General features: G+C 40.6%; 13 protein-coding genes and 1 tRNA gene. 13 read left to right on the plus strand and 1 reads right to left on the minus strand.

Features of this window, described 5'->3' with window-relative positions; all coding sequences use genetic code 11:
- Window positions 1–38 precede the first annotated feature (38 nt).
- The 13 genes from CA265_07185 to CA265_07245 all read left to right on the plus strand — a co-directional run bounded on the left by CA265_07185 (window position 39) and on the right by CA265_07245 (window position 15,871).
- Window positions 39–2,693, plus strand: a complete 2,655-nt coding sequence (locus CA265_07185; GenBank protein ARS39446.1) for a hypothetical protein — start codon at window positions 39–41, stop codon at window positions 2,691–2,693.
- Between the two features lie 13 nt (window positions 2,694–2,706).
- Entirely contained in the window at window positions 2,707–3,882 is a 1,176-nt protein-coding gene (locus CA265_07190; GenBank protein ARS39447.1) for a DUF5009 domain-containing protein, read from the plus strand.
- Between the two features lie 12 nt (window positions 3,883–3,894).
- Window positions 3,895–6,357, plus strand: a complete 2,463-nt coding sequence (locus CA265_07195; GenBank protein ARS39448.1) for a glycoside hydrolase family 2 — start codon at window positions 3,895–3,897, stop codon at window positions 6,355–6,357.
- Between the two features lie 23 nt (window positions 6,358–6,380).
- Window positions 6,381–7,568, plus strand: coding sequence for an alginate lyase (locus CA265_07200; protein ID ARS39449.1), 1,188 nt, complete (start codon window positions 6,381–6,383; stop codon window positions 7,566–7,568).
- 1 nt (window position 7,569) lies between these two features.
- Window positions 7,570–8,742 (plus strand): glucuronyl hydrolase, encoded by a 1,173-nt coding sequence (locus CA265_07205; GenBank protein ID ARS39450.1) that lies wholly within the window; start codon window positions 7,570–7,572, stop codon window positions 8,740–8,742.
- 61 nt (window positions 8,743–8,803) lie between these two features.
- A complete protein-coding gene (locus CA265_07210) occupies window positions 8,804–9,868 on the plus strand; it encodes a chitinase (GenBank protein ARS42913.1) in 1,065 nt (354 codons plus the stop codon).
- A 37-nt stretch (window positions 9,869–9,905) separates the two neighbouring features.
- On the plus strand, window positions 9,906–11,372 hold the full coding sequence (locus CA265_07215; GenBank protein ID ARS39451.1) for a glycosyl hydrolase: 1,467 nt from the start codon (window positions 9,906–9,908) through the stop codon (window positions 11,370–11,372).
- Between the two features lie 20 nt (window positions 11,373–11,392).
- On the plus strand, window positions 11,393–12,217 hold the full coding sequence (locus tag CA265_07220; GenBank protein ARS39452.1) for a D-mannonate oxidoreductase: 825 nt from the start codon (window positions 11,393–11,395) through the stop codon (window positions 12,215–12,217).
- A gap of 47 nt (window positions 12,218–12,264) precedes the next feature.
- Window positions 12,265–13,434, plus strand: coding sequence for a mannonate dehydratase (locus tag CA265_07225; GenBank protein ARS39453.1), 1,170 nt, complete (start codon window positions 12,265–12,267; stop codon window positions 13,432–13,434).
- Window positions 13,435–13,685: 251 nt separating this feature from the next.
- Window positions 13,686–13,919 carry a hypothetical protein gene (locus tag CA265_07230; protein ARS39454.1) on the plus strand — a complete coding sequence of 78 codons (234 nt, stop codon included), beginning with the start codon at window positions 13,686–13,688 and terminating at the stop codon, window positions 13,917–13,919.
- 230 nt (window positions 13,920–14,149) lie between these two features.
- Window positions 14,150–14,223, plus strand: a tRNA-Arg gene (locus CA265_07235).
- 144 nt (window positions 14,224–14,367) lie between these two features.
- Window positions 14,368–15,066, plus strand: coding sequence for a DUF1826 domain-containing protein (locus CA265_07240; protein ARS39455.1), 699 nt, complete (start codon window positions 14,368–14,370; stop codon window positions 15,064–15,066).
- Window positions 15,067–15,163: 97 nt separating this feature from the next.
- Window positions 15,164–15,871, plus strand: coding sequence for a hypothetical protein (locus tag CA265_07245; protein ARS39456.1), 708 nt, complete (start codon window positions 15,164–15,166; stop codon window positions 15,869–15,871).
- Between the two features lie 23 nt (window positions 15,872–15,894).
- Here the strand turns inward: CA265_07245 and CA265_07250 are convergent, their stop codons facing one another.
- Entirely contained in the window at window positions 15,895–16,854 is a 960-nt protein-coding gene (locus CA265_07250; protein ARS39457.1) for a hypothetical protein, read from the minus strand.
- Window positions 16,855–16,972 lie beyond the last annotated feature (118 nt).

A 16,972-nucleotide genomic window follows, 5' to 3' on the forward strand; every position in this document is an offset into this window, starting at 1 on the left:
CCATGCCTCTGTGGCAAAAATAATTACGAAGATATAACATGAAGAAATCATCCCTACGATCGAAATCACTTTTATTATTACTTATTGCCGCAATTACCGGTCTAAGCACTTATGCCCAGGATGCAGGCCGGAAAACCATCAGTTTAAACGATCAATGGGAATTTAACAAAGAAAACGGACCGGTTGAAAAAGTGAATATTCCACATACCTGGAACGATAAAGATGTTTTGGATGATGTGCCAGGTTATTACCGCGGATTAGGAATTTACAAACGTAAACTCAAACTCGATGAAAGCGCAAAAGGTAAAGCTATTTTCCTGGTGTTTAACAGCGTAGCACAGGAAGCAGAAGTATTGGTTAATGGTAAATCTGCCGGCAAACATATTGGCAGTTATACCCGTTTTATCGTCCCGATTTCTTCATTTTTGAACTTTAAAGATGATGTGATCGAAGTTAGGGCAAACAACAGATTTAACGAAGATATTCCACCACTCACCGCCGATTTCACCTTTTTTGGTGGTTTGTATCGCAATGTAACCCTGTTGATGACCAATCCGCTGCACTTTTCGCAGAAAGAAAATGGCAGTTCAGGTGTTTTTATCACCACGCCGCAGGTTTCAGCGTCAACCGCAAGTGTACAGGTAAAAAGTTCAGTTGATAATACAGCCACCACCAGCCAAAAAGTACAGGTGATGACTACCATTTTCGATGCAAATGGAAAAATGGTAACCAGTCAAAATACTACGGCGAATGTAAACAAAGGCGGAAATACGGTGGTCATTCAGGATATCAAAGCGATTCAGAAACCTCAGTTATGGTCGCCTGAAAATCCTTATCTGTACCGGCTGGTGACTAAGATTATCGATCCTAAGACCAAATCAGTGATCGATCAGGTCTCCAATCCATTAGGTTTCCGCTGGTTTAAGTTCGATGCAGATAAGGGCTTTTTCTTAAATGATCAACCGGTAAAAATTATTGGTGCAAGCCGTCATCAGGATTACGAAAACAGGGGTAATGCTACTCCCGATGCCTTACAGATTAAAGATATCGAATTGCTTAAGGCAATGGGCGGTAACTTTTTAAGGGTAGCGCATTATCCGCAGGATCCACAAATTTTAGAAGCCTGTGATCGTTTGGGTATTCTGGCTTCGGTAGAAATCCCGGTGGTAAACACCATTACCGAATCTGAGGCTTTTACCACTAATTGTTTGAACATGCAGACGGAAATGATTAAACAAAATTTCAATCACCCAAGTATCATCATTTGGGCTTATATGAACGAAATTTTATTGCGTTTAAAGTTTTCGAACGATAAACCCCGTCAGCAAATCTATTTTGATCATGTTCGCGAACTAGCCCAAAAATTGGATAGTTTAACCCGTAAACTCGATCCCTCCAGATACACCCTTTTGGTCAACCATGGTGCCTGGGATATCTACAATAAAGTTGGTTTAACTAAAATCCCGATGATTGTTGGCTGGAATTTATATTCAGGCTGGTACTCTGGTGTACCGGAAGATTTCGCTAAATTTTTAGACCGTCACCATAAAGAATTACCCCATACACCTTTCATGGTTACCGAGTTTGGAGCCGATGCTGATCCAAGGATCCGTTCTTTTTCGCCTATCCGTTTCGATAAAAGTGTAGAGTATGGCATTAAGTTTAACCAGGTTTACCTGAGTGCCATGCGCAGCAGGCCATTTGTAGCCGGTGGCCAGGCCTGGAATTTAGCTGATTTCAATTCCGAAACCCGTGAGGAAACCATGCCCCACATCAACAACAAGGGGCTCTTAACCATTGGCCGCGAGCCAAAAGATACCTATTTCCTGTATCAGGCTTATTTGTTGGGAAAACCTTTTATAAAAATTACTTCAGCACAATGGAAAGATAGAACAGGTATTGCTGATTCTGCCACTTTAACCAGTACACAACCCATTCAGGTAGCCACTAACCTTAAATCGGCAGAACTTTTTTTGAACGGCAAAAGTTTAGGTTTAAAAGAGGCGGTTGATCATATTATCGACTGGCAGGTGCCCTTTGTTAACGGTAAAAACCAGCTGCGTGTCGTTGCTGGCGATCAAAATGATCAGGCTGATATTCATTTCCAGTTACAGCCATTCAAGTTTAATGATGCCGATATTCCTTTTAAAAATATCAATATCCTTTTGGGGTCGAAACGTTTTTATATCGACGAAAAGGAACAGCAGCTCTGGATGCCTGATCAGCCCTACAAAACAGGTGCCTGGGGTTGGATTGGCGGCGAACCTTACAAGGGAACCAATAACCGCATTACTTACGGCAGCGATAAGAATATTTTAGGTACCGATAACGATCCGGTTTACCAGACCCAGCAGGTAGGCATTAAGCAGTTTAAATTCGATGTGCCAGATGGCGAATATGAGTTGGCCCTGCATTTTGCCGAACTCGTAGGCGGCGAAACCAAAGAAGCTTTAGCTTATAACTTAGATAATAACCATAAAAAAGAAATAGAAGAGCAACGCATTTTTGATGTTTCGGTTAATGGAATACTATTGATGTCTAAAGTAAATCTGGCTTCCAATTTCGGTTATACTACAGCGGTAAAGAAAACAACCAGAATTACGGTACAGAATGGGAAGGGTATTTTAATTGAATTTAAAGCCATTGAGGGAAAGGCTGTTTTAAACGCTGTTCAACTTAGAAAAATCTACTAATCCATCAGATAAAATGAACCAACTGCCACTCCGGATTTTATCAATCGACGTTTTAAGGGCCATCACCATGTTGCTGATGATCTTTGTAAACGATGTTGCCGGTGTTTCAAATATTCCGCAATGGATTGAGCATACGCCTGCAGCGGTAGATGGAATGGGTTTTTCAGATCTCATTTTTCCGGCTTTTCTTTTTATCGTTGGCCTTTCATTGCCATTTGCCATCCAAAGCAGAAAAGATAAAGGCGCAGGGCTGTTTTCTATTTCAGCTTACATTGCCTTAAGAGCACTGGCTTTAATTGTAATGGGCTTTTTCCATGTTAACTTAGAAAATTACGATCGCCATTCCGCTTTATTGCCTTATCCGGTTTATACCATTCTCATCACCATGGCTTTCTTTTTAATCTGGCTGGATTATCCCGAAAATCTCTCGAAGGTTAAAAAGAACGGATTGATCGGTTTAGGTATTTTGCTCCTTATCGTGCTGGCATTGCTGTATAAAGGTGGTTCAGCAACACATCCTGAAGGCCTAAAACCGCATTGGTGGGGCATTTTGGGTATCATTGGCTGGGCTTATCTCGTTTCGGCATTCGTTTATCTTTTTGCTAAAGGCAATTTGTTGCTGCTCATGCTCGCTTTTGTGGCCTTTGCAGCCATTAACATCACCACCCATTTAGGCATTTTTAAACATCATTTATGGATTATTGGCGATGCTTCATCAATTGTGTTGATGTTAGGTGGTGCATTGATTACTTCGATGTATAAAAAACTGATCGGGGTTAAAAAATACCTCGATTTCTGGATCTTGATTAGTTTTTATGGCTTATTGTCCTTCACTTTTGGTATGTTCATCAGGCCGTATGCAGGCGGTATTTCTAAAATTTATGCCACACCAGCCTGGGTATTTGTATGCATGGGCATTACCATTCTGGTTTTCGAATTACTGATCTACCTGGTAGATGTTAAACAGAAAAAAGATTGGTTTAAGCTCATTAAACCTGCCGGTACCAGTACCTTAACCTGTTACCTCATTCCTTATTTGTTGTACGCGCTTTTGAGTTTGGTCCATTTTCACTTTCCGCATTTCATGAGTTCGGGTATTGGAGGGATTTTTAGGTCGTTTTTGATGGCATTTTTAGTGATCGGTATAGTGTACTTTTTAGAGAAGAAAAAATTGCGTTTAAAAGTTTAATATTCAAAATTTATGTTGAAGTTATTTAGGTATATAGTCTTATTTATTTCATTGTTTAACAGTCAGTTATTGTTTGCGCAGCAATCTGTCCGCTTAAATAATAATTGGGAATTTTTAAAGCAGGATTTAGGAGGCATATGGGAGGCAGTACGCCCGGTTGGTGTAGGTAATCCGGAAGCTGTACCCCTGTGGCAGAAAGTGAGTTTGCCGCATTGCGTTAACGCTGAAGATGCAGTAGATCCTGATGTAAATTATTATCAGGGCCCCGCCTGGTACCGTACCCAGCTTAACATCGAAAACCCTTATCAAAATGGCAGAACAATCCTGCATTTCGAAGGTGCGGGACAAAAAACAGAAGTTTATGTGTACACGACCAAGGTAGGCGCGCATGTGGGTGGTTACGATGAATGGACGGTTGATATTACCGAGGCTGTTGCCGCTTTCCAAAAAACAGCTGTTTATCAAAAACAGTTTAAGGGTAAAGTTCCGGTTTCAGTACGGACGGATAATTCAAGAGATCTCGAAATGATCCCTTCCGATTTATCAGATTTTAATGTTTACGGTGGTATTTACCGCTACCTGAATTTGGTTTATACACCTTCGTTATCCGTTGATAAAATGTTTGCTAAAGCTGAGGTAGATGCGCAGGGTAAATTGGGTAAATTGTCTGTCAAGGCACGTTTGTACAATCCTGTCGGACTTAAAGAAGCGACTATTCAGTTGAAATTGATTGATGCCGCCGGAAAAATCGTGAGCAAAACAGAGAAAAAACTTAACGATTTATCTGCTGATGTTGATTTATGGTCGTTAGAAATCAAGAAACCACAATTATGGTCGACGGAGAAACCTGTGCAATATCGTTTGCAATACGAAGTCATTTCTGCAGCAGGAAATTATAAGGGAGAAGAGAAAATTGGTTTCCGGCATATCGAATTTATAGAAAAGGGACCCTTTAACCTCAATGGGAAACGTTTATTGTTGCGTGGAACGCACCGTCATGAAGACCATGCAGGCGTAGCAGCAGCAATGACCGAAGGCATGATCCGCGAGGAAATGCAGATGATGAAAGATATGGGGGTTAACTTTATCCGCTTAGGGCATTATCAGCAATCGCGCATTGTTTTAAACCTTTGCGATAGTTTAGGGATTATGGTGTGGGAAGAAATTCCATGGTGCCGCGGAGGTTTAGGAGGCGAAGTATACAAACAGCAGGCCCGTAGAATGCTCACCAACATGGTTGAGCAACATTTTAATCATCCGGCCATTATCATCTGGGGGATGGGTAACGAAAACGACTGGCCGGGCGATTTCCCTGAATTTGATAAAGAAAAAATCAGGACTTTCATGAAAGAGCTCAACGATCTCTCGCATAAACTGGATAAATCGCGTTATACTGCCATTCGCCGCTGCGATTTCTGTAGCGATATTGTAGATGTATATTCTCCTTCTATTTGGGCAGGCTGGTACCGTGGCGCTTATACCGATTACAAAAAAGCATCAGAAGATGAATTTGCGAAGGTAAAACGCTTTTTACATGTAGAATGGGGTGGTGATAGCCACGCACTACGTCACTCAGAAAACCCGGATAAAGCTTTAAGTAAGATTAAAACTGGTGGCAGTGCCGATGAAAGGGCAGGTGATGCTTCGTTATACGGTGGTGCGGCAAGGATTTCTAAAGATGGCGACTGGAGCGAATCGTACATCACCAACTTAATCGACTGGCATTTAAAAGAGCAGGAAACCATGCCCTGGTTAAGTGGTACGGCTTACTGGCCATTCAAAGATTTTTCAACCCCTGTTCGTCCCGATAATCCGGTGCCATACATGAACCAGAAAGGGGTGGTAGAAAGAGATTTTACCAAAAAAGAAGCTTATTATGTTTTTCAGTCTTACTGGACGGAAAAACCGATGGTACACATTTACGGACATACCTGGCCAATCCGTTGGGGCGACGAAGGCGAAGAGAAAATGGTTAAAGTCTATTCTAACTGTACGGATGCTGAAATTTTCCTTAACGGCAAAAGTTTTGGCAGTAAAAAACGCAATAGTCAGGATTATCCTGCAGCGGGTTTACGCTGGAATCTTCCCTTTGTAAAGGGCGAAAACACGATTAAGGTAATAGCTAGAAAAGGGAAACAGATCATAACCGATGAAATTAAATTTACTTATCAAACCGAAAAATGGACAAAGCCAGCTAAAATGGAACTGAAAAAAATCAGTCAGCAGGATGATGTGGCCACCATGGAAGTAAAGCTTTTTGATGCGAAGGGTGTTCCATGTTTAGATGCCATTAATTGGATAACTTTTGGTTTAACTGGTGATGGTAAATTAATTGATAATCAAGGTACTTCATCAGGATCGCGTAAAGTACAGGCCTATAACGGCAGGGCCATTATTAAAGTGAAATTAAACAAGGGTCAGAGTGCTGTATCCGTTGTTTCTGAAGGTTTAAAAACAGTTTTTAGCACATTATAACATCCAGACCAAATATATAACCAATGAAAAAATTCATCCCCTATGCATTATTAGTGCTGCTCTGTTTTACCGGGACAGCATTTGCTTCCCTGAAACCCGATCCGAAAGGAACGGATTTAAAAAAACAGGCAGCGGCTTTATTAAAAAAACAGATTTTGGCCGGGGCAGCCTGGGCCATGCAACAAAATCCCATTACCGTTACGGCATCATCTTCGCCCAGAAGTGCCGGTGGGAAACATGATTTCTTCTCCGAAGCCGATTATTTCTGGCCCGATCCGCAAAACCCAGATGGCCCTTATATCAACAGAGATGGACTCACCAACCCGGATAACTTCCTCGACCACCGTAAAGCAATGGTCCGTTTTAGTAAAATCATCGGTGCACTGGCCTCTGCCTATAAAATTACCGGCGACGAAAAGTATGTTAAACAAGCTGTTAAACATTTTCAGGCCTGGTTTATCAATGCGGAAAGCTTGATGAATCCGAATCTGCTTTTTGCACAGGCCGTAAAAGGTAAATTTACTGGCCGTAATTATGGTATTATCGATACCATTCATTTAATGGAAGTGGCTCAAGGCGCATTGGTGATGGAAAAAGCCAAAGCATTTGATAAAGAAACTGCAAAGGGTGTAAAAAAATGGTTTGCCGATTATACTTTATGGTTAAACACCAGCAAACCCGGTATTCAAGAGAAAACCGTAAAAAATAACCACGCCACTTGTTGGGCCATGCAGGTGGCTTCATTCGCCAGATTATGTGACGATGAAAACATGCTCGATTCGCTGCGTACCAGTTTTAAAACCATTCTGTTGCCAAACCAGATGGCTACTGACGGCAGTTTTCCTTTAGAAATGGCCAGAACAAAATCTTACGGTTATTCGATCTTTAATCTTGACGCGATGACCATGCTTTGCCAGATCTTGTCCACACCAAAAGATAACCTCTGGACTTTTGAAACAACTGATGGCAAATCCATAAAAAAAGGGCTGAACTATTTATATCCATTTATCGCCGATAAAAACAAGTGGACCTTAAAACCCGATGTAATGTATTGGGATAACTGGCCGGTAGCGCAACCTTTTTTGCTGTTTGGTGCAGTACAATATGATCAGGCCAATTGGTACCAAACCTGGGCAAAATTAGACCATCAGCCTCAAGTAGAAGAAGTAATTAGAAATTTACCTATCCGTAACCCATTAATCTGGTTATAATATGAACTTAAAAATAACAATAACTGCGCTAAGTGTATTGTCTTTCAGTATGGTAAAGGCACAAAAAACAGATGTGAAAAAAGCTTTTGCATCAGCAGCGAAACAAACAGAAGTATTGATTAAAAATGTAGATTCGGCCAGAAAAGTGAAGCCTAATCTGGTTTCACCACGGACTGTAGAAAACGGCCAGTTTAAAATGGTGGTTTCGAAAGACTGGACCAGTGGATTTTTTCCTGCAGAACTATGGTATTTTTATCAATATACCAATGATAAAAAATGGCTCGATCTGGCTAAGAAATATACTGAGGATATTAAAAAGGAACAATTTAACAAAGGAACTCACGATTTGGGTTTTATGATTTATTGCCCATTTGGAAATGGATACCGCCTGACAAAGGATCCGGCTTATAAAGACGTAATTATTCAGGCGGCAAAATCGTTGTCTACCAGATTTAATGCCAAAGCAGGGGTGTTAAAATCGTGGGATCACAATGGCGATAAGTGGAAATATCCGGTAATTATTGATAACATGATGAACCTTGAACTGTTATTCGAAACCACCAAATTAACAGGCGATTCATCATTCTATAAAATAGCGGTAACACATGCCAATACCACCATAAAAAATCATTTCCGACCTGATTTCAGTTCTTATCATGTGATCGATTATGATACTTTAACAGGCAATGTGCGCCAGAAAGTAACCGCACAAGGTTATGCGAATGAATCGGCATGGGCACGTGGACAAGCCTGGGCACTTTACGGTTATACCATGTGTTACCGTGAAACTAAAAACAAAGCATATTTGGCTCAGGCTGATGGTGTTGCGGGTTTTATCTTGAATAATAAAATTACTCCTGCTGACGGCATTCCATATTGGGATTATAATGATCCAAAGATGCCTGAAGTATCCAGAGATGCATCTGCTGCATCAATTACAGCTTCTGCACTTTACGAGTTGGCGAAGTACAGCAGCAATGGTAAAAAATATAAAGCTGCTGCCGATAAAATTTTAAACTCACTCAGTACAAAGTACACCAGCAAAATTGGCGCAAACTATGGCTTTATTTTAGAACACAGTACAGGGCATCGTCCGGCGAAATCTGAAATTGATGTGCCGATCAATTATGCCGATTATTATTATTTGGAAGCTTTGCTAAGAAGTAAAAATTAAAATGAAGCGCACATTAAAGTTATTCGTGGGTGCAATCTTCGCCGGTGGTTTGCTGTTAAGCATGCAGCCAGACCATTCAGCCCAAAAGAAAGTGGTTATTGGTTATGTTGGCGGTTACAGGGGTTTGGTTGATGTGCAGAAAATTGCTGCAGAGAAACTTACCCATATCAATTATGCCTTTGTTGATGTAAAAAACAACCGTGCTTTTTTACATCGTGAAGCGACTGATACCGTTAATTTTCGGCAGTTAAATCAACTTAAACTTAAAAATCCTGACCTTAAAATTCTGATTTCTATTGGTGGATGGGCCTGGAGTGAAAACTTTTCGGATGCGGCACTTAGCGATACTTCACGTAAAGCTTTTGCCGAAAGTGCTGTTAAAATTATAGAAAAGTTTAAGCTCGATGGGGTAGATATTGATTGGGAATATCCTGGCATTGCGGGTGAGGAAGGTAATGTTTTCAGACCGGAGGATAAGCAGAATTTTACTTTGATGCTGAAAGAACTCCGTTTAGAACTGGATACTTTGGAAAAGAAATATCAGTCTAAAAAGCTGTTGACCATTGCTGTTGGTGGTTTTACCAATTTCAATCGCCATACAGAGATGGATAAAGTACAGCAATACCTGGATTTTGTAAACCTGATGACCTACGATTTCTATAATGGCGATTTCGCGGGACATCATACCAATCTTTATAACTCGAAAAGCCACCCGGCAGAAAATTATGCTGACAAAACCTTCCGAGAGTTTGCCGCTGCCGGTGTTCCTGCCGAAAAGCTGGTGATGGGAATTGCTTTTTACAGTCGTTCTTTCACCCTTAAAGAAAGCGCTAAAAATGGTTTAGGCGATTCTGTTTTAAAAAGCAGGTACGGAAAAGGATATACATTTTTGAAAGACAGCCTGATCAATCAGAAAGGCTTTAAGAAATATTACGATAAAGATGCTAAAGCTTCTTATATCTATAACGCAGCAAGCCGTGAATATATGACTTACGATGACGAAAGATCGGTAAAGGCAAAATGCGAATATGTATTGAAAAATAACATGGGTGGAGTGATGTTTTGGGAGTACGATTCTGATTTAAATGGCTATTTGCTCAATCAGATCAATAAAAGTTTAAAATAATTCAGGCAACCAGAGGTAGAAAATAAATAATATAATCATGAAACAGAATCTAAGCATCCTATTGATTTTGGCAACGGCATTTAATGTGGCTGCTCAGAATAAAAAAGGGGTTAAGCCAGTACAAGCTTATACTGTGACCAACAAAAAGGTAACGGTTTACACGACGGCAGAGAAATCTGAATATCGCATCAGTAAAACCGAAACATTAAGTTTTGCGGTGAATAAGCAACCTTTTGAAACAGAGCCCTGTATTTTTGTCGATCCAACGGTAAAATACCAAACCATGGTGGGCATTGGAGGTGCTTTAACCGATGCTTCGGCAGAAACATTTGCAAAGCTGTCCAAAAAAAATCAACAGGAACTTTTAACGGCCTATTATAATCAGGATAAAGGGATTGGTTATACGTTGGCACGTACCAACATTGCCAGTTGCGATTTTTCGAGTGGAAGTTATACCTATGTGCAGGACAATGATCAGGCGCTTAAAACTTTTAGTGTGGCACACGATGAGCAATTTAAAATTCCTTTGATTAAACAGGCTATTGCTGCATCAGGAGGTAAATTACCTTTGTTTGTAAGTCCCTGGTCGCCACCGGCATGGATGAAAGATAACAACAGTTTAATCCAGGGCGGACATTTATTGCCTGCTTACCGTCAAAGCTGGGCCAATCATTATGTTAAATTTATCAAAACCTACGAGGCTATGGGCATTCCGGTTTGGGGTTTGAGCGTTCAGAATGAGCCTATGGCCAAACAGAAATGGGAATCTTGTGTATTCACAGCCGAAGAAGAACGCGATTTTATTAAAAACTTTTTAGGTCCAACCTTACAGAAATCAGGTCTTGCATCAAAAAAACTCATTGCCTGGGACCATAACCGCGATCAGATTTTCCAAAGGGCCAGCACCATTTTAAATGATAAAGATGCGGCTAAATATGTTTGGGGTATCGGTTTTCACTGGTACGAAACCTGGACAGGCAGCGGAATGCAGTTTGGTAATGTGAAACAAACACACGAAGCTTACCCGGATAAAGCGCTGATTTTTACCGAAGGATGTAAAGAAAAATATGATGTAAATAAACTCGATGACTGGACTTTAGGCGAGCGTTACGGTTACTCGATGATTAACGATTTTAATGCCGGAACAGCTGCCTGGACCGATTGGAACATTCTTTTAGATGAAAAGGGTGGACCAAACCACGTTGGTAATTTCTGTTTTGCTCCCGTACATGCCGATACAAAGAATGATAAATTGATTTATACCAATGCCTATTATTACATGGGACATTTTTCTAAATTTATCCGTCCGGGAGCCAGGAGGGTTGGAACAGCATCGAGTCGCGATAAATTACAATCAACAGCATTTTTAAATACCGACGGCAAATTGGTTGTAGTGGTGATGAATCAATCAGATGACAAATTAAAATATAGTTTATGGATTAAAGGTGAGGCTGCAACAACAAGCAGTTTACCACACTCCATCACAACTTTAGTAGTAGAATAAACTTAAAAAGAACTAAACAAATGGTAAAAGAAGTAGAAAGCCTGTTTTCCCTAAAAAACAAGGTTGTAGTGGTTACCGGTGCTACAGGCGTTTTGGGTGAGGCTTTTATTAACGGTTTGTGCGCCGCGGGTGCTGCAATCGTTGTAATTGGAAGAAACGAAGAAATCGCTAAACAAAGGGCAGAAGATGTAATTAAAGCGGGTGGTAAAGCCATTTATATTATTGCCGATGTACTGAACGAGCAGAATTTAATCGATGCAAATGTAACCATCATTAAAGAATTTGGGCGCATAGATGCCCTGGTGAATGCAGCCGGAGGCAATGTGGCTGAGGCAGTAATTCAGCCAGGTAGTGATGTTTTCGATCTTAATGTGCCGGCTTTAAAGCAGGCTTTCGATTTAAACCTGTTCGGCACGATTATGCCAACGCAGATTTTTGGTAAAGAAATAGCCAAAAACGGCGGGAGCATCGTGAATATATCGTCTGTTTCGGCCACCCAAGCACTTACCCGTGTATTGGGTTATTCGCTTGCTAAAGCAGCTATTGATAGTTATACCAAATGGATGGCTGTTGAACTGGCTAACCGTTATCAGGATAAAATCAGAATGAATGCCATAGTACCTGGTTTTTTTATTACGAACCAGAACCGGGCATTGTTAACCAACGAGGATGGTTCTTTAACTGCAAGGGGACAGGCCATCATTTCTAAAACACCATTTAAAAGGTTTGGAGCCCCGGAGGAATTAATTGGCGCTTTAGTATATTTGCTCAGCGATGCCTCTAAATTTGTAAATGGCGAGAATGTTAAAGTGGATGGGGGATTTACAGCATTTTCAGGCGTTTAGCGATCAATATAATCAGTGTAATCTTAAAATCTGTGTAATCATATACAATGAAATATAAAAAATTAGAACAAACCTGGCGTTGGTATGGTCCGAACGATCCGGTTAGCTTACAAGATGTTAAACAGGCAGGCGCTACAGGCATTGTAACCGCACTGCATCATATACCACATGGGGAAGTTTGGCCATTAACTGATATTCAGGAAAGAAAAGCCATTATCGAGGCTGCCGGTTTAACCTGGTCGGTAGTAGAAAGTGTTCCCGTACACGAAGCGATAAAAACGCGCAGGGCAGATGCCGGAAAGTATATCGAAAATTATAAAACCTCTTTGCGTAACCTGTCGGCCTGCGGAATTAAGATCGTATGTTACAATTTTATGCCGGTTTTAGACTGGACGCGTACGCAACTGGACCTGGAAATGACCGACGGTTCCAAAGCCCTTTATTTTAACTGGATCGATCTGGCCATTTTTGACCTCTATATTTTGAAGCGTGAAGGTGCAGAAGCAGATTATTCAAAATCTATTTTAGATAGAGCTGAAGCTAAATATTCGACTTTAACAGAACAGGATTTAGCTGATCTTCGTGTTAATGTGTTAATGGGGATCCCGAATGAAAAAGAAATCGAACTGGAGACCTTGCGCAACAGTATTAACGAATATAAAGCCATTGGAACACAGGGCTTAAAAGAAAATTTGAAGTTTTTCCTGTCATCTATCGCGGAGGTTTGTACAACAGAAGGTATTAAGATGACCATCCATCCTGACGATCCTCCTTATGCTATTTTAGGTTTGCCAAGGATTGCGAGTACACTCGAAGATTTTAATTATATCATTAAAGAAGTAGACCAGGCTTTTAACGGCGTTTGTTTCTGTACAGGCTCATTGGGTGCCGGAATGGGGAATAATGCTTTAGAAATCTTTAATGCGGTGAAAGAGCGTGTTTATTTTGCGCATTTACGTAACGTCAAAAAAGATGAAGACGGTAGTTTTTACGAAGCAGATCATTTAGGTGGTGACGTAAACATGTATGAAATCATGAAAGCCTTATCAGAAGAAAATGCATTACGTGATAAATCAATTCCTTTCCGCCCGGATCATGGTCATCAAATGTTGGATGATTTGGCCAAAGTAACCAATCCGGGTTATTCAGCTATAGGCAGATTAAGAGGTTTGGCCGAATTAAGAGGCTTAGAAATTGGCGTTACAGGGAATTACTAATTTAGATCGTCATTGCGAGGAGGAGCGACAGCCAGTCCCGACCTTTCGGGGAAGCAATCTCATTAATTGTCATCCTGAGCTTGTCGAAGGATCTTTTTAACCACATATGCGCACAGATAAACACTGATTTATTTGTGCGCATTTTTTTATTGTGCACCTTTCGTCAACCGTTATTCTTCACAAATACACGGCAATTGCCGAAATTTTAACTCACCTTTGGTTGTGGCTTGAAATTTGAGTCTCTTAAAATTATGGAAAACAGCAATAATCCCATGAAGAAGATTTTAACGCCTTCTGTTGTACACGATGATTTACCAGAGGTTAAAAAGCCTGAGCATTTGAGGAAAGTGTCTCCTGATCACGACAGTACTTTGCCCGAAAACCCGGAAAGAAATTATCACCACGAAGAATTAAAAAGTATAACCTCCAGTCATGATGAAATTCGGCATGCCGATGATGACATTTGGAACGGAGAAGACGCTTAATTAAGCATTGATTTGATTTTTAGCGTAGCTGCTCTGTATTAATGATGCAGAATTGGGTGAGAAATAACGTTTTTTACAGGCTGAAATCGAATTTATTTAGCGTGGATTTAATTTTAATTGCTTCGTTCTTAAATACTTATTTGAAATGCGAAAAGTAGCTTTTAAATAGTTTAAAATATATTTTTACATATTAAATAGAACTTCTATATTTGCAGCTCATTAAAAAATGAGCCTCGGTAGCTCAGTTGGATAGAGCAACGGTTTTCTAAACCGTGGGTCAGGGGTTCGAATCCCTTCCGGGGTACATTTAAAAGCTTCTAGTTAAAAACTGGGAGCTTTTTTTATTTCTGGCCTAAAATTGACGAAGAACCGCTATGCCTGAGAAGCATTCTCACTTTGGAATAATCCTCGAGATATGAGCATTTATAGCTAAATTATTGAATTAGAAATGGATAATAGATTTGCTGACAGCAAACAAATTGCGGTGGTATCCACTTTTTCTCAGCTATTGGATACAGATTTTTATGGAGATCAAAACGCCGTTTGCTGGCAGCGGGAGGTGGTTGGCGATTTTCAAGAAATTGTATCCAAACTGGAGTTGAAAGATAACCTGACGGAAGTTTCCATGGAAGACCTCCATGCGCTCAGCCTGTCGGAGGCAGGTTGTCTGGCCAGAACAGTGATCTTAAGTGATTTTCAGTTGTTGGCAGATTCGGGCGCATCACCTTCGCTTAATCTAATCAAAAGTTACGATCGGGATGAAGAACTTGATTTTATTTCGACAGATGTATATTCTTTTCATGTAGACCGATCACCCATTGGCACCGATACTTTTTTATGTACCTACTATGGTGCTGCCAGTGAAATTATAGCCAATCATCAGGCCGAACAAAAAATACTGGTCCCGGAAATCCGGCAAAAGCTTAAAGAATTACACGAGGGGCCGGAAGACGAATTTCAAAATTTTTTGATGGAACATTATTTTGACCTGCATTACCAGGCTAAAGCTGGTGCAAGACCTGTAAACCTGGGATTGGGCCATCTGTGGAGACTGGCAGTAGATCATCCTGAAAAACAGTGTTTACCTTGTATCCACCGGGCACCGATTGAAAAAGAAGGGGAGTTTAGGCTGCTACTAATTTGCTAAAACGGGCTGGTTAATATGCTCAGGCAATTTTTAATCAGTCACCTCGTAATAATTCCCATGTGCTGTTTCTTAAGCAGAATTCAAATATATTTGCGATATGTTCAATAGCGGCACCTTGTTGCCAATCATCATTATTGCTGGCATAGCTTATGGCATCCTCGCCAAAAAACTGACCATTTTGGCTGCTTTTACAGGTGGAATACTGGCCTATGTTATTTTTATTGCGGCTGGTTATACCGGCGTTGCCATGATGAGCACCTTTTTTATCGTGGGTTCTGCAGCCACCTCCTGGCAGCAGCATAAAAAGCAGGCTTTTGCCATTAAAGGGGAAAGCAAAAAAGGCCGTAATACCGCTCAGGTGCTGGCTAATGCCGGCGTTTCAGCTATTGCGGGGGTCGTAATCATAGGTTACCCACAGCTGACTGATTTAATGTTGCCTGCAATGGCAGCTGCTTTTGCCTCGGCTACTGCTGATACCCTGTCTTCTGAACTGGGGATGGTTTACGGGAGACGGTTTTTTAATATAATCACCTTCAAGCCTGATCGTTGCGGAATGGATGGGGTGATCAGTCTGGAAGGAACTTCGATCGGTATTGCCGGAAGCTGTATGATTGCAGTCGTTTATGCGCTGGGTTTCGGGTGGAACATCAGCTTTTTCTATATCGTTCTGGCAGGTACGTTCGGAAATCTTACCGATTCTGTATTGGGGGCTTTGTTTGAGCGAAAGGGAATCATCGGGAATAACATGGTCAATTTTTTAAATACATTGATTGCGGCATTAATGATGTTGTTGTTCATACAATAGGGCAGCAGCCTGAAATAGCCAGATCAAAGCACCTCATTAAAACTCACGTACTGCACAAATCTGGGTAAATCAGAATGATTGGGACTTGCAGCATGCGGAAGTGACTGCAGCCAAACAATTAAATCACCTTTTTTACCTTCAACCGGAATTTCTAAACCTTTATTGCGCAATGCCGAAATGGCCGCTTCGGGGTCACTAAAATTAGTCAGGTATTCATCAATCTGGTGGTGGAAGCCTGGAATAACGGTAAAAGCACCCCGGTTAGCGGGAACATCGTTTAAATACAATAAGCCCTGAATGTAATAGCTCGGACCTGTTTGAAAATCGATATCCCAATGTAGCGGACTTCCTTTGAAGGAAAAATATTGATTCACAGGTGGATTATAACTCACTTTCTCTGCATTGGCGAAGATGTTATTGTGCTTGTACAAGCTGCTGAAAACTTGCTTAATCTGTGCATGGTTTCGAATGTGGGCAATAGCTTCATCCTGATATTTTTGCAACATTAATCCTTGCAATAATTCGTGTTGCGGGTACCAGGTTTGGGGATCAGTTAAATCAACGTTTAAGGTTTTGCAGATGAGTTCGCATACCGCATTGCAATCAGACTCGTTCACTAATCCTTCTATTTTAAGGTAACCATGCGTATTCCAAAAAGCATGTTGCTCGGAAGTTAAAACATCCGGGAAATCGGTTTTATGAGGATTGTTAGTGAGGTGCAGCTGTTCATCGAACTGGACTGAAGCGGTATTAAAAAAGTCTTGTCCTTTAAGGTCGATAATCCAATGCTTAAAATGGTCCGTATCTATGCATTTGCTATATAAAAAATCATAAATTTCAAATAAGCCCAGTTGAAATATATTTAAAAAAATCTGCTCTGCTTTAACAAAAGATTCATCCTGTTGTTTTTGTGGGTGTTTAGGGTGATGATGTAACCGGTAAATTTCAAGAAAAGTAGAAATAGAAATTAATGAGTCGTGCATAAATGAATTGAATCAAAGGAAATCAGGTAATAACTAAGATTAAAATTACAATTTTAGAAATGGCTTTAAAATAAATCCAATGAAAGATGCGGCGTAAAGACCGATAAAAAGCAGATTA

This window comes from Sphingobacteriaceae bacterium GW460-11-11-14-LB5, assembly GCA_002151545.1.
Classification (GTDB): Bacteria; Bacteroidota; Bacteroidia; order Sphingobacteriales; family Sphingobacteriaceae; genus Pedobacter.